The sequence below is a fragment of the Rhizobium sp. C4 genome (assembly GCF_021026315.1).
Lineage (GTDB): Bacteria > Pseudomonadota > Alphaproteobacteria > Rhizobiales > Rhizobiaceae > Ensifer_A.
Map to the genome: position 1 here is coordinate 99,680 of NZ_JAJNCX010000013.1, position 18,648 is coordinate 118,327.

General features: G+C 61.9%; 21 protein-coding genes. 9 read left to right on the top strand and 12 right to left on the bottom strand.

Annotated features, from left to right (window positions below):
* Positions 1-67: 67 nt before the first annotated feature.
* From LQK84_RS20140 to LQK84_RS20160, 5 genes are all read right to left on the bottom strand, one after another.
* Positions 68-805, bottom strand: coding sequence for a tetratricopeptide repeat protein (locus LQK84_RS20140; protein WP_230830561.1), 738 nt, complete (start codon positions 803-805; stop codon positions 68-70).
* 70 nt (positions 806-875) lie between these two features.
* On the bottom strand, positions 876-1,064 hold the full coding sequence (locus tag LQK84_RS20145) for a hypothetical protein (protein ID WP_230830519.1): 189 nt from the start codon (positions 1,062-1,064) through the stop codon (positions 876-878).
* Positions 1,065-1,315: 251 nt separating this feature from the next.
* The gene (locus LQK84_RS20150; protein WP_230830520.1) at positions 1,316-4,162 is read right to left on the bottom strand and encodes a valine--tRNA ligase; all 2,847 of its coding nucleotides are present in this window, start codon (positions 4,160-4,162) and stop codon (positions 1,316-1,318) included.
* Between the two features lie 275 nt (positions 4,163-4,437).
* The gene (locus LQK84_RS20155) at positions 4,438-4,866 is read right to left on the bottom strand and encodes a CBS domain-containing protein (RefSeq protein WP_230830521.1); all 429 of its coding nucleotides are present in this window, start codon (positions 4,864-4,866) and stop codon (positions 4,438-4,440) included.
* 130 nt (positions 4,867-4,996) lie between these two features.
* Complete coding sequence (locus LQK84_RS20160) at positions 4,997-5,773, bottom strand: rhomboid family intramembrane serine protease (RefSeq protein ID WP_230830522.1); 777 nt, start codon at positions 5,771-5,773, stop codon at positions 4,997-4,999.
* A 174-nt stretch (positions 5,774-5,947) separates the two neighbouring features.
* Here LQK84_RS20160 and LQK84_RS20165 point away from each other — a divergent pair, with 174 nt between their 5' ends.
* On the top strand, positions 5,948-6,559 hold the full coding sequence (locus LQK84_RS20165; protein ID WP_230830523.1) for a PilZ domain-containing protein: 612 nt from the start codon (positions 5,948-5,950) through the stop codon (positions 6,557-6,559).
* 248 nt (positions 6,560-6,807) lie between these two features.
* Positions 6,808-7,413: a transglutaminase-like cysteine peptidase gene (locus tag LQK84_RS20170; RefSeq protein WP_230830524.1), complete on the top strand. Its 606-nt coding sequence runs from the start codon at positions 6,808-6,810 to the stop codon at positions 7,411-7,413.
* A 54-nt stretch (positions 7,414-7,467) separates the two neighbouring features.
* On the opposite strand, the gene LQK84_RS20175 is transcribed toward LQK84_RS20170, so the two are convergent.
* The gene (locus LQK84_RS20175; protein ID WP_230830525.1) at positions 7,468-7,791 is read right to left on the bottom strand and encodes a hypothetical protein; all 324 of its coding nucleotides are present in this window, start codon (positions 7,789-7,791) and stop codon (positions 7,468-7,470) included.
* Between the two features lie 125 nt (positions 7,792-7,916).
* On the opposite strand from LQK84_RS20175, the gene LQK84_RS20180 reads away from it, so the two are divergent.
* The 3 genes from LQK84_RS20180 (at position 7,917) to LQK84_RS20190 (ending at position 10,813) form a co-directional block, all read left to right on the top strand.
* A complete protein-coding gene (locus LQK84_RS20180) occupies positions 7,917-8,636 on the top strand; it encodes a hypothetical protein (protein WP_230830526.1) in 720 nt (239 codons plus the stop codon).
* A 229-nt stretch (positions 8,637-8,865) separates the two neighbouring features.
* The gene (locus LQK84_RS20185; RefSeq protein WP_230830562.1) at positions 8,866-10,392 is read left to right on the top strand and encodes a D-alanyl-D-alanine carboxypeptidase; all 1,527 of its coding nucleotides are present in this window, start codon (positions 8,866-8,868) and stop codon (positions 10,390-10,392) included.
* A 169-nt stretch (positions 10,393-10,561) separates the two neighbouring features.
* A complete protein-coding gene (locus LQK84_RS20190; RefSeq protein WP_112629286.1) occupies positions 10,562-10,813 on the top strand; it encodes a hypothetical protein in 252 nt (83 codons plus the stop codon).
* A gap of 3 nt (positions 10,814-10,816) precedes the next feature.
* Here LQK84_RS20190 and folK read toward each other — a convergent pair whose 3' ends face one another.
* From folK to folP, 3 genes are read right to left on the bottom strand one after another with little or no spacing between them, the layout of a single operon-like run.
* On the bottom strand, positions 10,817-11,335 hold the full coding sequence (folK, locus tag LQK84_RS20195; protein ID WP_230830527.1) for a 2-amino-4-hydroxy-6-hydroxymethyldihydropteridine diphosphokinase: 519 nt from the start codon (positions 11,333-11,335) through the stop codon (positions 10,817-10,819).
* Entirely contained in the window at positions 11,325-11,690 is a 366-nt protein-coding gene (gene folB, locus LQK84_RS20200; RefSeq protein WP_230830528.1) for a dihydroneopterin aldolase, read from the bottom strand. The genes folK and folB overlap by 11 nt, the downstream gene beginning before the upstream one ends.
* Before the next feature lie 4 nt (positions 11,691-11,694).
* A complete protein-coding gene (gene folP, locus LQK84_RS20205) occupies positions 11,695-12,573 on the bottom strand; it encodes a dihydropteroate synthase (RefSeq protein ID WP_230830529.1) in 879 nt (292 codons plus the stop codon).
* A 129-nt stretch (positions 12,574-12,702) separates the two neighbouring features.
* Between folP and LQK84_RS20210 the strand changes: the two genes are divergently transcribed.
* The gene (locus tag LQK84_RS20210; protein ID WP_230830530.1) at positions 12,703-13,347 is read left to right on the top strand and encodes a DUF922 domain-containing Zn-dependent protease; all 645 of its coding nucleotides are present in this window, start codon (positions 12,703-12,705) and stop codon (positions 13,345-13,347) included.
* Positions 13,348-13,953: 606 nt separating this feature from the next.
* Here LQK84_RS20210 and LQK84_RS20215 read toward each other — a convergent pair.
* Together LQK84_RS20215 and dksA are read right to left on the bottom strand one after the other, a co-directional pair.
* A complete protein-coding gene (locus tag LQK84_RS20215; RefSeq protein ID WP_230830531.1) occupies positions 13,954-14,274 on the bottom strand; it encodes a 2Fe-2S iron-sulfur cluster-binding protein in 321 nt (106 codons plus the stop codon).
* 114 nt (positions 14,275-14,388) lie between these two features.
* The gene (gene dksA / locus LQK84_RS20220) at positions 14,389-14,808 is read right to left on the bottom strand and encodes an RNA polymerase-binding protein DksA (protein ID WP_230830532.1); all 420 of its coding nucleotides are present in this window, start codon (positions 14,806-14,808) and stop codon (positions 14,389-14,391) included.
* Positions 14,809-15,219: 411 nt separating this feature from the next.
* Here dksA and LQK84_RS20225 point away from each other — a divergent pair, with 411 nt between their 5' ends.
* Positions 15,220-15,714, top strand: coding sequence for a SixA phosphatase family protein (locus tag LQK84_RS20225; protein ID WP_230830533.1), 495 nt, complete (start codon positions 15,220-15,222; stop codon positions 15,712-15,714).
* An 18-nt stretch (positions 15,715-15,732) separates the two neighbouring features.
* Here the strand turns inward: LQK84_RS20225 and LQK84_RS20230 are convergent, their stop codons facing one another.
* Positions 15,733-16,845, bottom strand: coding sequence for a citrate synthase/methylcitrate synthase (locus LQK84_RS20230; RefSeq protein ID WP_230830534.1), 1,113 nt, complete (start codon positions 16,843-16,845; stop codon positions 15,733-15,735).
* A gap of 95 nt (positions 16,846-16,940) precedes the next feature.
* Between LQK84_RS20230 and LQK84_RS20235 the strand changes: the two genes are divergently transcribed.
* Positions 16,941-18,134, top strand: a complete 1,194-nt coding sequence (locus LQK84_RS20235; RefSeq protein ID WP_230830535.1) for a citrate synthase family protein — start codon at positions 16,941-16,943, stop codon at positions 18,132-18,134.
* A 47-nt stretch (positions 18,135-18,181) separates the two neighbouring features.
* Positions 18,182-18,631, top strand: coding sequence for a hypothetical protein (locus tag LQK84_RS20240; RefSeq protein ID WP_230830536.1), 450 nt, complete (start codon positions 18,182-18,184; stop codon positions 18,629-18,631).
* Positions 18,632-18,648: the final 17 nt, after the last annotated feature.

Below are 18,648 nucleotides of genomic sequence, written 5' to 3' on the forward strand. Positions count from 1 at the left end.
ATCCTGATCGAATCAGAAAGGCCCGGTCATGCCGGGCCTTTCTGCATTCATGCCGATGATCGTTGGTTCAGTTCGCCGAAACAAAGGCGATGGACTGGGCCATTTCGGTGGCGCTGCGGCGCTGGTCTTCGGTTGCGATCGAGAAGGCCTGCTCCTGCAGGTCCTGCACCCAGACCTTGTCGTCGCCCTGACAATGATCGAGCGCCGCCGTCAGATAGGCGAGCCCGCGCACCGTCTGGCCCTGCTGGAACAGCAGGCTGCCGAACAGCGCCGTCGCGCCGACATGGCCCTTCTTGCGGGCATGGTTCAGCCACTTCATCGCTTCCAGCGGATCGGGCTTGCCGCCCTGGCCGGAGAGAATCATCTTGGCAAGCTGGAACTGCGCTTCCGAAACACCAAAGGTGGAGGCCACCTGGAAATAAAGCTGGCGCGCTTCCGAAGGATCGGCCTTTACGGGGCTGCCGGGAATGCCGTTCAGGTAATAATGGGCAAGCGCCATCAGCGCGTTGATGAAATAGCCGGTGTCGGCGGAGCCGGGCTCGATGCCCTTGCCGGCGATGTCGCTATACATCTTGAAGGCTTCGAAATCGTCGCGCGCCACGCCGTCGCCATCGGCATACATGTTGGCCAGCGCCCAGCGCGAACCAGTATGGCCCTTCTGCGCCGCGTAGCGATAGGCCTCGACAGCCTCGGTTTTCTGGCCGGCCTTGTAGGCCTTGAAGCCGAACTTGAAGAGATCGAAGGGGCCGGAATCCTTGCTGACGCCCGAATTCGGATCGAACGCATAGCACGGCTTCAGGGGCATGATAGACAAGGCAGCAAACAGACCGGCCGCGGCCGGCGTTGCGAACCTCAACGCTGTCTTCACCATGATGTCACGCATCTCCCGTCCCGCACATGCGCTTGTCGCCGGCAATCCGCAAATCCCCTTTCGAGAGGACGCGAAAATCCATCCCAGGCACGCGTCCGGAAAAGACCTTTCGGTTCTCCCATCGCGCGCCCATCGGCATCAAACTCAAAACTGCGGCCTGGTTCATAATGTCCTTGAGGCGCACCTTCCGCATCGTCCCTCCCGCTGACCTTGCGGGATTGAGGCCAATGCGCCTGTCACATCCAGAGCGCCCTTTGCTAGTTTTAAGGGTGCTCCTGCTTTGTGGCGGGAAATGGACAAATTGTAAGGTGTGAGCCCCGGCGACGATTGATCTTGTAAAAGATGTTGCTGAATCGTCACATTTTCCGACAGATCCGCCGGATAAATCAAACCCGGCGCGACAAAGTCACGCCGGGTTAAGTCTTTATTAACCTTAAGAAATCCTCAACCCGCCTCGGCGATGCGCGAAAGTGCGACGAGAAGACTTGCCTTCTGGCTTTCCAGCTCGGCCAGTTTTTCGCGTTCGGCCTCGACGACCTCCGGCTTGGCGTTCTCGACGAACTTCTCGTTCGACAGCTTTGACCAAATCTTGGCAATGTCGGCCTCGACCTTCGCCAGCGTCTTTTCAAGCCGCGCCTTCTCAGCGGCGAGATCGATCAGGCTGCCGAGCGGCAGGCAGACGGTCGCCTCGCGGACGACGATCTGGGCCGATCCCTTCGGCGCATGATCGGCAAACGAGATCGCCTCGACGCGCGCCAGCCGCTGCACGGCGGCTTCGTGACGGTCGAACCGGCCCTCGGTCAGCGAATGCGCGCCGACGACGACGAGCGGTGCGGTTGCCGCCGGCGGCACGTTCATTTCGGAACGCGCCGAGCGGATGCCCGACACGAGGTCGATCAGCCAGTTGATCTCGTCGGCGGCCGCATCGTCCTCGAAGTCCGGCGTCGGCCATTCGGCATGGCACAGCAGCTGGTTGCGCGGTGCGCCTTCCGGCGCGGTCACGGCCCAGAGCTCTTCCGTCATGAACGGCATGAACGGATGCATGAGCTTGTAGGTCTCTTCCAGAACGTAGGCGGCCGTCGCCTGCGCTTCCGCCTTGGCACCGACATCCTCGCCGTTGAAGATCGGCTTCAGGAGCTCAAGATACCAGTCGCAGAACTGGTTCCAGACGAACTTGTAGATCGCGCCCGCCGCATCGTTGAAGCGATAGGTCGAGATCGCCGCCGTCACCTCGCGCGCGGTGCGCGAGAATTCGGTGAGGATCCAGCGGTTGACCGTCAAGGCAACCGCTTCCGGCACGAAATGCGGGTCGGCAGCGCCCACCCCGTTCATCTCGGCAAAGCGCGTTGCGTTCCAGAGCTTGGTGCCGAAGTTGCGGTAGCCGGCAATGCGTGCCGGGTCGAGCTTCACGTCGCGGCCCTGTGCGGCCATGATGGCCAGCGTGAAGCGCAGCGCGTCCGCACCATATTCATCGATCAGTTCGAGCGGATCGATGACGTTGCCCTTGGACTTCGACATCTTCTGCCCGTTCTTGTCGCGCACCAGGGCGTGAACATAGACGGTGTGGAAGGGTTCGACCGGGTTGCCGTCCTCGTCCTTCATGAAATGCAGGCCCATCATCATCATGCGGGCGACCCAGAAGAAGATGATGTCGAAGCCGGTGACGAGAACGTCGGTCTGGTAATACTTGTCGAGTTCCGGCGTCTGTTCCGGCCAGCCGAGCGTCGAGAAGGGCCAGAGCGCAGAGGAGAACCAGGTGTCGAGCACGTCCTCGTCGCGGGTCAGGATCTCGCCCGGCTGGAAGTTCTCAAGCTTCTCCTCGACCCAGGCCTTCCACGGGCCTTCATGCGCAATGTAATGCTGGATGGCGGCGTGCAGCGCCTCTTCCTCGGTCTTCTCGACGAAGACCTGTCCGTCCGGACCGTACCAGGCCGGGATCTGGTGTCCCCACCAGAGCTGGCGCGAGATGCACCACGGCTGGATGTTTTCCATCCACTCGTAATAGGTCTTTTCCCAGTTCTTCGGCACGAACTTGGTGCGGCCTTCGCGGACGGAAGCAATCGCCGGTTCGGCCAGCGTCTTGGCGTCGACATACCACTGTTCGGTCAGGCGCGGCTCGATCGGAACGCCGCCACGGTCGCCATGCGGCACCATGTGCTTGTGCGGCTCGATCTTGTCGACAAGCTCCTGCGCCTCCAGCATCTCGACAATCAGCTTGCGCGCGGCAAAGCGGTCGAGGCCCTGAAGCGAGGCAATCGTGTTCTTGAGTTCTGCCGTGTCGGCGAGGCCTTCGAGGAAATCCTCGTTGCCCTCGATATCGATCTTGCCGTCGATGGAGAGCACGTTGATCATCTTGAGGTCCTGGCGCTTGCCGACCTCGAAGTCGTTGAAATCGTGCGCAGGCGTCATCTTGACCGCGCCGGTGCCGGCTTCCGGATCCGGATATTCGTCAGCGACGATCGGGATCAGGCGGCCGGTCAGCGGCAGAACGACATGCTTGCCGATCAGCGACTGATAGCGCGTGTCGTCCGGGTGAACGGCAACGCCAGTGTCGCCCAGCATGGTTTCCGGACGGGTCGTTGCAACGACCAGATAGTCGCGCGTCTCGGTGACGAGCGTCTCGGTGTCTTCGTCGTAACGGACGGGATGTTCATAGGTAACGCCCGGCTCCAGCGGATAGCGCAGGTGCCAGAGATTGCCGTTGACCTCGACCTGCTCGACTTCAAGGTCGGAGATCGCGGTCAGAAGCTTCGGATCCCAGTTCACAAGGCGCTTGTCCTTGTAGATCAGGCCTTCCTTGTAAAGCGTAACGAAAACTTCAAGAACGGCGGCAGAAAGCCCCTCGTCCATGGTGAAGCGCTCACGCGACCAGTCGCAGGATGCGCCCAGACGCTTCAGCTGGTTGAAGATCAGACCGCCGGACTCAGCCTTCCATTCCCAGACCTTCTCGATGAAGGCTTCGCGGCCCATGTCGCGGCGGCTCGGCTGCTTTTCGGCGGCGAGCTTGCGTTCGACAACCATCTGGGTTGCGATGCCGGCATGGTCCATGCCCGGCTGCCACAGCACGTCCTTGCCGCGCATGCGCTCGAAACGGACCATGATGTCCTGCAGCGTATTGTTGAGCGCGTGGCCCATGTGCAGCGAGCCGGTCACGTTCGGCGGCGGGATCACGATGGTGAAGCTGTCCGCATCCGGCTTGGCGTTGGCGCCTGCGCGAAACGCGTTGGCCACATCCCACTTCTTGGCGATTTCCGGCTCTACGCTCTTGGAATCATAGGTTTTGTCAAGCATGGCAGGTCAGCTTCTTCATGAGTTATGCATGCGGCTTGTAAACCGGATGCACATCATGAAGTCAACAAAAAAGCCATTCCGTGACGAAGCACGGAATGGCTATCCGACAAGCATTGTCCCACCCCTCCAGAAGGCGTCTTTTCGTCCGGGGTCAACAGGACGACGACACGGACAACGGACCGTCGGTAATCGATCTTCTTGTCGGCGCAGACTATACTCACGTTTAGTCGGTATCGCCAAGTGCAATTTTTAGTTCGGCCCACGAAGCATCTTAATTAGCCGGCGATATACGCCTTGATATGCTCGGCCTCACTTTCGATGGCACGAATATGAGCCTTCACGACATCGCCGATGGAAATAATTCCGATCAGGCGCCCTTCCCGTTCAACCGGGATGTGGCGGGCGCGCCTCGAACTCATCATTTGCATGAGATTGTCGACGGTCATGTCCTCGGTGCAGCGATAGACATTCGACCACATGACATCCGCGATCGACCGGCCGAGACAATCCGCACCGTGCTCGGCAATGGCGCCGACAATGTCACGCTCGGCGATGATGCCGACAATGCGCTTGCTGTCATCGATCACGACGACGGCACCGATATGCCGCTGGTGCAGCACGGATGCCACCTCGGCCACCGTCGCCTGCGGGCTGACGGTGATCACGTCGCTACCTTTTTCTTTCAGAATTGCCTTGACGTTCATTGGCTTCTCCCAAATCCAATGCCACATTCGCTCTCGCGATCGGAAGCCTGACACTCCTCCTGTCAGTCTTCCAACCCGGTCATGGTGCTACGGACCGGACCTTATTGCAAGTTTTTCCGGTCCATATCCTTTACGCGGCAGCCCTGCCGACCGGATCGAACAGCGGAAACAGCAGAAAGCCGGCCAGGAAGCCGCCGAGATGGGCCTGCCAGGCAATCGCCTGCGCCTGTCCCGGAACCCCGACGCCCAGCCCGGCCAGAACGACATTGGCAATCAGCCAGAAGGCGATGAACAGAAGAACCTCGCGGCTTTTCAGGGTCTCCACGATGGAAAGCCGGCGCTGGATGGCAGAAAGCGCCGGATCGCGCATGCCGCCGCTGCCCGACCAGACGAATCGGCAGGCCGCTCCCGTCAGGCCTGAAATTGCACCCGAGGCACCGACCAGAAGCGTTTCGACACCGAGATTGGCGATATCAAAGGCGAAGGCTGCGGCAACCGACGTCAGAACCCAGAAGATCGCGAACCGGAAGGCGCCGATTCTCAGCACCACCGGCGTTCCGAAGATGGCAAGCCAGATGTCGTTGAAGACCAGATGTTCCCAGCCGCCATGCAGGAAGGCGTAGGTGACCGGAGAGGTCAGCGCCGGCAGCACCTCGGCCGAGAGCGAGCCGGCATAGCGCGCCGGAATGAAGCCGCCATAATAGTAAAGTGCGGTCACGGCATTGTCACCGAGGACCCAGCTGACCAGAACCTCGACCAACACCGTCACCGCGACGATGAACACGATCGCGGGCGGAATGTTGAAGAGCGGCTCGCGCTCCGGCGGTCCGGGCTGGCGCGGCCAGGTCTCGTCCGTTCCCGTTTCCACCGGCAGGTTCAAAGCCGCATCATCACGTTCATGATTCATGTCGTTCCTGTACTCCGCCGGATTTCGATCTCCCATCCCATACGGGCCATGGCGGCAAAAGAGAAGCCGATACCGAGAATTTCGCCATGAGGAATCCGGGCCTCAGAGAACCAAGTGTTAACCGAACCAAGGCTATTGCTAAACTAAGCGAAATTTTGGGTCAGCAGGGGAAATATGGACACGACGCAGATCGCGAGCAGCCGGGTGCCCATGGCGAACGACCAGCGCATGTTCCAGCGCGTGTCTGTCGGCCTGCATGGCCGGATGCTGTCTGCATCGCGCGAGGAAGTCGACTGCGTGATCGTCGACATGTCGCCGGGCGACGCCCAGATCGAGGCGAGCGCCCATGTCAATGTCGGCGACCGCATCATTGCCTATGTCGACCATATCGGGCGCATCGAGGGCGAAGTGCTGAGCCTCGGCACCAAAGGCACCTTCGTCATTTCCATCAACGCCACAGAGCGCAAGCGCGAAAAGCTCGCGGCGCAGTTGACCTGGATCGCCAACAAGCACGAACTTGGCCTGCCCGAAGACCGCCGCCACGAACGCCTCGCCCCGCGCAACAACCGCGCGGAAATCGTGCTCGACGATGGCCGCAGCTACCCCTGCCGCATCATCGACCTGTCGCTCTCGGGCGCGGCAATCGAAATCTCCGTGCGTCCGGCGCTCGGCACCGCCGTCCAGCTCGGCAACATGCGCGGCCGCATCGTCCGCCATTTCCAGGAAGGCGTCGCCATAGAGTTTTCGGCGCTGCAAACCCGGGAATCGCTCTCCGGACTGCTCTGACACTCCAATCCCGATTTCGAACAGCTGCGAGCCGGCAGGGTCACTCCTCGCCGGCTTTTTGCTGCCTTGTGTCCTGATCCGGACCAGATGCGGACCGGAAATTTCATTCAAATTTGAATCAAATTTTATTCTTATTCTATTCGAATTTTATTCTTATTTGCAGAAGTATTGATCCGAATTCGACTGAAAAGTTTCGCGTGATATAAAAATCTACTTGCTATTGTGCTCCTCATAACGGGAGAATAGCAATGCAAAGAACAATAAGAATAGCGCTTGCCGCCCTTGCCTTCGTCGCCGCCGGCACCGTCAGCGCCTTCGCCCTGCCCGCCAGCATGCAGAGCCTCGGCGCCACCAATCCGCCGATCGGCCATTACGAATACTGCAAGCGCAATCCGTCCGATTGCCAGCCCAACACCGATGGCCAACAGGCCTATCATCTCGACGAAGCCAACTGGAAAACGATCCTCAGGATCAACTACAACGTCAACACGACGATCAAGCCGATGACGGACCAGGAGCTTTACGGCGTCGAGGAATACTGGGCGATCCCCACGACCGCCGGCGACTGCGAAGACTATGCGCTCCTGAAGCGCAAGCTCCTGCATGATGCAGGCGTTCCCCTCTCCGACCTGCTGATGACCGTGGTCCTGCAGCCGAATGGCGAAGGCCACGCGATCCTGACGGTGCGCACCGACCGCGGCGACTTCGTGCTCGACAACATGCGCAGCAAGGTTCTGCTCTGGTCTGAAACCGAGTATCGCTTCCTCAAGCGTCAGGCCAACGACAATTCCGCCAAGTGGGTCAAGCTCGACGACGGTCGCGCCACCTCCACTTCGGTCGGCACGCTTCGCTGATCCCGTTCCCGGCGAACATCAGAGACGCGGCCCATCGTGGCCGCGTTTTTTGTTTCAGGTCGGCAGGACGAAGATAAGCTTCACCGCGTTCAGGACGACATAGCCGTAGAGCGCCGCCCAGCCGGCAGCAGCCATCCATCCGGCCGCCTGTTCCGCAACCGTCTCGTCGCCCGAGCGCCAGCCATCGACAAGCCGCGTGGCAAACAGGCCTGGACCGCAGATCATCGCGGAAGACCAGACCATCACCAGTCGTCCGACACGACCATTCTGGCCATTGCCGGCATAGGACCCGACACTTTCGGAAACCAGACCGCTCAACGCCAGCGGAATGGCAAAACCGGTCAACAAACACAGGACTAGATCGGCAAAATTCATCATTTGTTAACCCTATTCCAACAGGGTTGAGCGAGCAAGAAACGTGCCGCGATTTTCTGTGCCCAAGTGGTACAGATCAGGCGCGAAACGGACAGCAAGCCGGCGCATCGGACAGGGGGCGTGCACAAATGGCACAGGACATGATCGATTCTGCTCCAATCCTCTCGGCAGGTCTCGTCCGCAAATCCGTCATCGGCGCCATCATCCTCGCTTCGCTGACCGTCGGCGTCAGCTTTGCCGGCAAGTGGTATGGCAAGCGCATCGCCGTCGGCGAATATTCCGCCAGCACCGCGCCGCTCGAGATCGTCATCGGCCCCGACCGCCTCAAGCTTCCCGAAAATGCCATCCGCTTTCCCGACCAGCGCTTTTCCGGCAAGCAGGAGCAGGTCAACCTCGCGCTTCAATGGCCCGAGATGAAGGGCTACGAGCCGGCAAGCGCACAGCGATTCTTCGACATTTCCAATGCGGGCTCGTTGATTTTCCTGCAGCTTTCGCAGTCGATCATGACGCGCGACATGTCCGGCCGCGTCTCGCCGATCTATTCGCGCCTCTTTGACGGACCCGCGGAACAGGGACCGGCGGGCCTTGCGCTGCACCGGTTCCGCCAGGGCTCCGGCTATGGCGACGAAGTCCTGCTGACCGACCCGAACGGCGGCGCGGAACCCTATGCGGTGCGCTGCGTGCTGCCCGCTACGCCCGCCCAGTCGACCGGTGCGGATTGCCAGCGTGACCTGATCGCCGGCTCCGATCTCAGCGTGCAGTACCGATTCTCTGCCGGGCTCCTGAAGGACTGGAAGGCGCTCGACGCCGCCGTTCGCACCTACGCCACTGCCCATCTCGCCAACTGAGAAGAACCGCCTGAAAACGGCTTGAAACGCCGCGCCGCCGAGAAAAGGCCGCGCGGCATTCCTGCGTTTCAGGACGCGAATTTCCTCAACAAATTGAGCGAAGTCGTAAACGCGCCATTCATCATAAACCGATTGGTAACGCTATCCGTCTAGTGTCTCCCCACTGGCGCCGAGGAGGGATGGCGCCGCCAAACAGGTGAGCAATTCTTGTAAGAGTAAAAAAGTGGCAATGCTGAAAAACTCCCAGAAAAAACGTACCACGGTCGGCGCTTTCGCCGGATTGTTCCGAAAGATCGCAGTCACGATCGTTGCAGGCACGTTTTTTGCCGCCAGCACCGCCTATGCAGCCAAGCAGGCCGGCATCGTCATCGATGCCAATACGGGCAAGGTCCTCTACAATCAGGATTCGGGCGGCCTGCGCTATCCGGCATCGCTGACGAAGATGATGACGCTCTATCTCATCTTCGAAGCGCTGAATTCGGGCAAGCTGACGAAGTCGACCCCCATCACCATGTCGGCTGCGGCTGCAGGACAGGCCCCGACCAAGCTTGGCGTCCGCGCCGGCGGCACGTTCACGGTCGAACAGGGCATTCTGGCGCTGGTGACCCGCTCGGCCAATGACGTTGCCTGGGCCTTTGCCGAAACGCTCGGCGGATCGGTTCCGAACTTCGGCAAGATGATGACGGGCAAGGCCCGTTCGCTCGGCATGCGCAACACCATCTATGTCAACCCGAACGGCCTGCCGGACGATCGCCAGCTGACGACGGCCCGCGACCAGGCGATCCTCGGTGTCGCTCTGCGCCAGCATTTCCCGCAATATTACAGCTATTTCTCAGTGCGCTCGTTCCGCTTCGGCAAGCAGGTCATCGGCAACCACAATCACCTTCTCGGCCGCGTTGCCGGCGTTGACGGCATCAAGACGGGCTATACCCGCGCTGCCGGCTCAAACCTTGCCACTTCCGCACAGGCCGACGGTCATTCCATCGTCGTCGTCGTGCTGGGTGAACGCTCTGCCGGCGCCCGCGATTCCCGCGTGACCGAACTGGTGAAGCGCTATCTGCCGCAGTCCTCCACCGGTCGTGGCAACTTCGTGATCGCCCGCTCGGCGCCCGCTGCGACGAACCCGATCACCATCCCTGCCCCGGTTCAGTCCGCTGCAGCCATGGCGTCCAAGCCGGTCGAAGTGGCTTCCGCCAGCGCCGACCTGCCGCCGGCAGCAATTCCTGCCGAGCAGCAGACCGCCGAAATCAACCGCATCGATCAGGCCTTCGGCAACGCTCCGCGCGTCGCACCGAAGAAGCCGGTCGTCGCCGAAACGTCGAATGACGACGATGAAGACGCCTCCCCGGTCAAGACCGCATTTGCAGCACCGCAGGCCGAAAGCCCGGCCAAGGCTGTGATCAAGACCGAGAAGAAGGCAGAGAAGGAAGTTGCCAAGTCCAGGGACGACAGCGATGACGAAGACGGTGTTGACAATGTCACCACCGCCTCCACCTCGCGCTCCAAGGACAAGGGCTGGACCATTCAGGTTGGCGCAGCGCCGAGCAAGGAACTGGCCGAAGGCCTCCTCGACAAGGCAAAGGCCAAAGGCGGCAAGGTATTGCGTTCCGCCGATCCCTACACGGTTGCCGCGGTCTCCGACGGCGCCAAGATCTACCGCGCCCGCTTCAGCGGCTTCCGCGGCCAGGACTCGGCAGTGAATGCCTGCAAGGCGCTGAAGCGCCGTGGCATCAGCTGCTGGGCAAGCCTGGAGTAGATCCGATGAACTTCGTGCGGCCGACCAACCCGGTACAGAACGACATTACTGCCGCACAGCCGACATCCCGCGTCGCGACCCACGCTCGCAGCGCCGCTGGACCATCAACGACCCGGAAGCCCGCAACCCCGCGGCTTACCCTCGATTTTTACTGCGTACGAGGCCTGTCATGTCGATGAACGAAAATTTCCAGGGTACCGAGACCAGTGGTCTTCGCCCCTTCCGCAACATGCTGCACCCGCTGCACGAAGCGGCGATGCGGCTGGCCAGCGCCGGTGGCAAGGCGCGCACCCGCGATCTGGTCGCCATGCTGCTCAGCCACGGCGCCCGCGCCTGGCGCAGCTCGCAGCCGAAGACGCAGATCCACCTCTACACGACTGCCCCGAACGGCCGTCGCCCGGTGCGCATCCGCCTCGGCTGAGCTTCAGGCCTTCCACCATTCGCCGTCTTCAGAGACCGGCTCTATGCCGCCCGCGTCAACCTTTGCCAGAAGGTCGCGGGCGTTTTCCGTTCCGATCATCGTCTCCGGCGCATAGTCGCAGAGCGGCATCAGAACAAAGGCGCGCTCGGCCACCCGCGGATGCGGCAGAAGCAGACGCTCCGCATCGCTCGTGACCCCTTCATAGGTCAGGATGTCGATATCGAGCGTGCGCGGCCCCCAGCGCTCGATGCGCACACGGTTCATTTCCTTTTCCAGCGCAAGGCAGAGATCGAGCAGCGCCTCGGGCTGAAGCGACGTCTCGATGAGCGCGCAGGCGTTGAAGAACCAGTCCTGATCGGTCTTGCCCCAGGGCGGCGTCCGGTAAAGCCGCGACGCCGTGACGACCCGGCAATCCGGGCGCGCTTCAAACAGCTTCAGCGCCGCCGCCATATAGGCCGCCGGATCGCCGATATTTCCACCAAGCCCGAGATTGGCCCGCCGCAAGCGCGCCTCAGGGGACATGCGTCACCGTCACTTCAACATAGTCGAGCACGCCCGGAACCGGCGCGTTCGGCTTGCGCACCGTGATTTCGGCACGCCGGATATGCGGAAACTTGTCCGTCAGCCCGGTGGCGATATCGGCCGCCAGTGCCTCGATCAGATAGCGGCGCTGCCCAAGCACGACCGATTCGATGACCTTGAAGGCGACGCCGTAATCCACCGTGCCGTCCAGCTTGTCATCCTGCAGCGGGGCTTCAGCCTCGACATCCAGCCGCGCATCGACAAAGAAGCGCTGGCCGAGAAATGCTTCCTCGTCGAAAAAGCCGTGGCGGGCGAAGAACGCACAGTTCTTCATGTAGATCGTATATTGCTTCACCGGATCATCCTTTTGAGGCGTCAAGCCCTGATGCGATCATAGCATCCGCAACGGCCAGCGCATCCCTGCTGCTTGCGACATCATGCACCCTGAAAACGGAAGCGCCGGCGAGCCTCAGGATCGCGCTGGTTGCCGCCGTTGCGACATCGCGCTCCGCCGCCGCCCGGCCGGTAATCTCGCCGAGAAACCGCTTGCGCGACGTGCCCGCCAGCACTGGCAGCCCGAGCGCATGCAATTCCCCGAACCGGCGCATCAGCTCGATATTGATGGCGGCCGTCTCCTTGGCAAAGCCGAAGCCGGGGTCGAGCACCACGCGTGCCCGCTCGATCCCCGCCCCGTCCGCGATCTGAAGAGACCGGGCGAAGAAGGCCAGCTGGTCCTCGATGGCATCGGCAAGCACCGTGCGGTCGCGCCCCGTATGCATGATGCAGACCCCCGCACCCGCCTCCGCGGCAACCCGGGCAATCTCCGGCTCGCGCGTCAGTCCCCAGACATCGTTGACGATATGGGCACCGGCAGCAAGTGCCGCCGCGGCCGTCTCGGCACGATAGGTATCGATGGAAATCACCGGCCCCTCGCCACCGAAACGCTCTGCCAGCGCCGAAATCACCGGCAGAACCCGGCGGCGCTCCTCCTCGCCATCGACGACGGCAGCGCCCGGGCGGGTCGATTCCCCGCCGATATCGAGAATATGTGCGCCGGCTTCCACAAGCCGGATCGCCTGATCGATGGCCGTTGCGGCGGTGGCGAACTGTCCGCCATCGGAAAAGGAGTCCGGCGTCACGTTGACGATGGCCATGATGAGGCCGCGCGGACCCAAAGTCAGCGATCGACCATGCGCCAGCGGCCAGAGACGTGGCTCGAAAAGGGCTGGATTGCGCATCCCGGCTCCCACTCCTTTAGACTTTTGCAACACCTGAGGCGGAATCGCGGCATCTATTTCTTTTTTTATTGCTCTCCGCCTCGCTATGCAGCAAGCTCGGCTCAAAGACAATAAACGGGAACTGTGCTGATGAACTTTGTTTCTGTCTGGGCGTCCTGGCGCTTGATTGCATTCCTGGGAACCGTGCTTTGCGGCTTCGTCGCGCTGGCCTCTCTGGCCAAGGCCGACACGAGCGTGCGCAAGTCCACAGTCTATTTCACCGTCCGCGGCAAAACGGCCTCCGAACTCGACAGCGCCCTGATGCGCAATGGCCCGCAGGCCGGCATGGCCCGCCATCCGGGCGCCGCCCAGATCAAGTTCTCCGGCGACATCAAATATGCTGAAGCCAGAGGCCAATGCTCGGTCGCCGCCGCCCGCGTCAATCTGAACCTAAGGCTCATCCTGCCGAACTGGAAGGACCGCAACGGCGCGCCCCGCGGTCTCGCCGTTCTTTGGGACTCACTCTCCGGTGACATCAAGCGTCACGAAGAGCGCCACGCCGAAATCGCCACCCAGCACGCTCGCCAGATGGAACAGGCGCTGAAATCGCTGCCGCCGCAGAAGACCTGCGAAGCCATGCAGGCCCTCGTCTCGCGCACGACAGATGACCAGATTGCCCAGCATGACGAGGCGCAGCGTCGCTTCGACCAGATCGAGATGGCCAATTTCGAGGCCCGCATCATGCGGCTCGTCAAGGAACGCACTGCGCAGATGCAGGCCAACGCCGCGCAGTGACTACTTAGGACCTGCCAAGACAAGGCGGCCTTGCACCGCATCCTCAAAGCCTGAACCCGCCGCCTGATTCCGATCAGGCGGCGATTGCATTTGTGGGACCGGATTCACGCAGAAGCTTGCGCGAGCCTGACCTCACCACAGGCAATCACCCGGCAAAAGTCGCAATGGCAATGACGTAACTCTTGAGTTACATTAACTCTCATGGAACGTCCAAGGCAGGCCTGCAGAGCCTTTGCCACAGAAGACGGACAGGGGCGCTGCGGCGCCGGATGATTTCAGACGGCAAGGCCGTCGCGTTTCAGTCTTGTAGATGCCGCGCGTGACACTGCCGGCGGGGATGGCGGGCGTTGATCGCGCCCGCAGACGGATTGCGTTTGATCGCAACCAAGACATTCGATCCATCCGGCGCGCGGGGGAAAATGCGCCGGCCGGATTTGGGAATACTCATCTTCTCCTGGCGCGCGTCCTCAAGACGACAGGGCGCATCCTCCCTCGCCCCTGGCGCGCCCGACTGGCCTCGCTTGACGGTTTCCGCAAGCGAGGCTTTTTTTGTCCGCAGTCAGGAAGGCCAACGCGCGAGGAGGCGTCGGATCGGATCCGAGATGATCAGGCCTGCTTTTCCGGCACGCGAACGACGAGACCGTCGAACGCATCCGACATCTTGATCTGACAGGAAAGCCGCGAGGTGGGGCGTACGTCGAAGGCGAAGTCCAGCATGTCTTCTTCCATCGGCTCCGGCGAGCCGACCTTTTCGGCCCAGGCGTCGTCGACATAGACATGACAGGTGGCACAGGCGCAGGCCCCGCCACATTCTGCCTCGATTCCCGGCACGGAATTGCGCACGGCATTTTCCATGACCGTCGAACCGGACTGCGCGTCGATTTCGAACGGCGTTCCGTCGAACGCGATGATTGTCAGCTTTGGCATGGGAGACCTGTTTCCTTCAAAAATTCGCCCCGCTCCGGATCGAAATCCGCGCGAGGCGATGTCCTGTCGCAGGGCAAACCTTGCGGCAATCTCGTCTGGTTCCAATGGGGACGATCACTCGTCCCGATAGACCTTCTCGCGGCGCTCGTGACGCTCCTGCGCCTCGATCGACAGCGTGGCGATCGGCCGTGCGTCAAGCCGCTTCAGCCCGATCGGCTCGCCCGTTTCCTCGCAATAGCCATAGGTGCCGTCTTCGATGCGCTGCAGGGCAGCGTCGATCTTGGAGATCAGCTTGCGCTGGCGGTCGCGGGCGCGAAGCTCGATGGCACGGTCGGTTTCGGAGGATGCACGATCGGCGAGGTCGGGATGGTTGGCACTCTCTTCGGCGAGGTGGCCGAGGGTCTCGCGCGCTTCCCGGAGAATTTCATTCTTCCAGTTGATCAGCTTGGCACGGAAATAGGCCTGCTGATTGGGGTTCATGAACTCCTCGTCTTCAGAAAGGACGTACTTGCTAAGTTCGATAGTCTCACTCAACGCGATTCTCCTGGAGAACATCACTTTCAGCGGGTGTATAGCCACATTGGAGTCACAGTTCAAGCAAGGAATGCCGCGTTTCGAGACGTGACCAGCATAAAATCAATTCGCCTAAAAAATCGTCAAGCAATTGAATAGGTGTGACAATTTCATGACCAGATTTGCCAGCGACAGGCCCGCCGCGCATCTTGGGAACCGGAGCAATTGCCTGATCTTGACACCTGCGAAGGTTCTTGACCTTTAGCCCAGCTTGACCCGGTTCCAGCAGCACCCTAGATTTCGGTCTCTCGCGGTCTGATTGGCGCATGGGCGCCGGCGTGTCTTAACACGCGAAAGACGGTGGAAAGATAACGGGCGGTTTCGCTCTTCAACAGGTCCCTTCCGACGTCACAGGGACCCAAGCGAAGGTTCATGCAGTCACATACGCCCCCGGCCAGCCGCCTTTTTCTGCTCAGACACGCGCAAAGCGCCTGGCCGAAGCCCGGCGAACGGGATTTCGACCGGCAGTTGGACGCAACCGGCCGCGAGGAGGCCGAGCGCATCGGGCGCGCAGCAGCCGGCATGGATATCAGTCCGTCGATGCTGGTCTGCTCGACTGCCGAGCGCTGCCGGCAGACCGCCGCCGCCTTCATGGCCGCCATGGAGCATGCGCCGCAGGTGACGCTCGACGCCGAACTCTACAGCGAAGGCCCGGAACACTATCTCGCCATCTGCAACGGGGTGGCGAGCGGCGGCAGCCTGATGATCGTCGGGCATAACCCGATGATCGAGGAGACGTTCACCCGTCTCGTCGGCGTCAAGGCCGCCAACGCGCAAATCGCGGCAGGCTTCCCGACCGCAGGTCTCGCCGCCTTCACCCGCAACGGCGAGGAGCCCTGGCGGCTCGAAACCCTGCTGACGCCCTGACGTACCGACGCCTCAGGCTCAGACCGGCATCGGCCCGACATAGCGCGATTGCGGACGAATGAGCCTGCCGACCCGGTCCTGCTCCAGTACATGCGCCGTCCAGCCCGCCATGCGGCCGGCGGCGAACACATTGGTGAAGCTTTCGCGCGGGAAACCGACCGCCTCCAGCACCAGCGCGGTATAGAACTCGACATTGGTCTGCAGCGGCCGAAGCGGCTTGCGCTCGGCGAGCAGCGCCAGCGCCTCACGCTCCACCGTCTCGGCAAAGGCAATCCGCCCGCCGGTGTCACGAAGACCCGCCACAGCCCGCTTCAGCGCATCGGCCCGCGGATCGCGCACCCGGTAGATCCGGTGCCCGAACCCCATCAGCCGTTCGCCGCGATCCAGCGCTGCGGAGAGCCAGGGCTGGATGTTGTCCTCTGCGCCGATCGAATCCAGCATGTCGAGAACCGGCCCAGGCGCGCCGCCATGCAGCGGCCCTTTCAGCGCGCAGAGCCCGCCGATCACCGAGGAGAAAAGGCCGGCCTGCGTCGAGGCGATGACGCGTGTGGCAAAGGTCGAGGCATTGAGCCCGTGATCGGCGACGGTGACGAGATAGGTGTCGAGCGCCCGCACCTTGTCCGCCCCCTGTTCCACCCCGTGTAGCATGCGCAGGAAATCCGCCGCAGACCCAAGCCGGGCATCCGGGCGAACCGGATCAAGCCCCCGACTGCGCCGCGCAATCGCCGCTGCAAAGACCGGCACGGAGGCCACTGCCACCAGGTGGTGACGTTCCGTTTCCGTATCCGGGAGGAGCGAGAGAAGCAGCCGCAAGGCCTCGACCTGCGTGAGCCCCTGCAGCGCCGGAAGCGCCGCCGTCATCCGCTCGAAGGCGGCCATGCGCGCAGCACCGAGCCGCGCCCGGATCTCAGCCTCATCGAGATTTTCAGCCGCCAGATCGCGCCACAGAAGTGAAAGAACGGCCTCATACGACCAGCCCGCCAGTTGCTCCAGTTCATGACCGCGCAGGATCAACCGCCCCGCCGCACCATCGACATGCGACAGAACCGTTTCGGCGACGACAACGCCTTCCAGACCCGGCGAGACGATATCTCCAGCCGGTGACTCAAGCGATTTCAAGGGGATATTCATGGGTTAACCTCGCGACAGATCTCGTGTTGACGAACACGATCCTGTCCGCGAAGAATATATAGTCAATCTTGATTCAACCAATCAATGTGTATTCGATGTCCGCACCCGATCAATATATCGATGCAGAAACCGCCGCCGAGCTCCTCGGCGTCAGCCGCGCCACGCTCTATGCCTACGTGAGTCGCGGCCAGATCCATACATCCGGCTCGGATGGCGATCCGCGGCGCAGGCTCTACAGCGCCTACGACATCGACGAGCTCAACAAGCGCAAATCCGTCGGCCGCCGCCCCCGCGCCATTGCCGAGACGACGCTCGACTGGGGCCTGCCCGTACTCGCCTCCGCGATCTCGCTGATCGATGAAGGCCGTCTCTACTATCGCGGCCGCGACGCCATGCGCCTTTCCGAAACAGCAACGCTGGAAGACACTGCCCGGCTACTGTGGGATTGTGGCAAAATTGATCCCTTTGCCGATCCGGCCACCGTACCCGAGCGTTTCGATCCCTATATGACAAACCTCGTCCGAGCCCTGCCCCTGACAGAACGGTGCCAGACGCTGCTGCCGATGGTTGCCGCCGGACGAACGACCGCCTGGCAGCGAAACGCCCGCGCGCTCTGGCCCGGTGCAGCCTCTCTTATCCGCGCCATGGCCGGTGCGGCAAGCTGCGCGTCGGCCGATGGCGCGCCTGTCCACAGCCAGCTGGCGCGCGAATGGGAATGCGGCGATATCGGCGGCGATCTCATCCGCCGGGCGCTGGTCCTGCTGGCCGACCACGAACTCAACGCCTCGGCCTTCGCCGTGCGCGTCGTCGCCTCCACCGGCGCCTCTCTCGGCGCCTGCCTCAATGCCGGCCTCTCGGCGCTGAGCGGCCCGCTCCATGGCGGCACGACCAGTCTGGTCGAACTGCTCTTCGATGACGTGCGCCAGGCTGGCAGCGCCGCAGCGGCCGTCGAAACGCGGCTGAGGCGCGGCGATGGCGTGCCCGGCTTCTCGCATCCGCTCTATCCGGAGGGCGATCCGCGCGCCGAGGCGCTTCTGCCACTGCTCCCCCGCGAAACCAGCCGCGACGACCTCATCGCCGTCATGGAGGACACCGCCGGCAAGCGCCCCAATATCGATTTCGCGCTCGTGTCGCTGCGCCGCGCGCTCGGCCTCCCGCGCGGCAGCGCACTCGCCCTCTTCGCCGTCGGCCGCTCCGTCGGCTGGATCGCCCACGCGCTCGAACAGAATGCCGAAGGCGGCCTCATCCGCCCCCGCGCCCGCTATGCGGGACCGGCGCCGGAGGATTGAAATACGGTTGAAACCGGAAAACCCTCACAACGGAACAGACATTGTTCATGAAGAAAAAGAGCTTGGCCAGATCCGCGTCTTATGTGCTGCTGACGCTTGCTTTGCTGCCGCTTGCAGCTTGGGCTTATCTGTTTGTGGACGCTGTTGTCCGATCGTATCATGGCCCTTTCCGAGACATTCCCCACGGACTAACGGGCGGCGAGCTGAGCGACGCTGTATCGGCAACCGATGCAATGATTAAGAGCTCAGGCGGTAGTGCCCATCTCGCGACGGAACGGTTGCAGGAAGCCGGTTACACATGCGCGCCCATCAATGATCAATTCCTGCACCACCTTGAAGCCAGCAAGAAACCCGACCAAAGCGGCTTCGCTTCCGGAATGGACTGCCGATACAAGCTGGACCTCTTCCGAAGTGAAATTATATCCTGGATCGTTGCGGACACTCAAGGCAACATTGTTCACGACGAAACAAGAGTGAATATTCCTTGGGCATTTTAAGTCGGCTCAAGAAACGA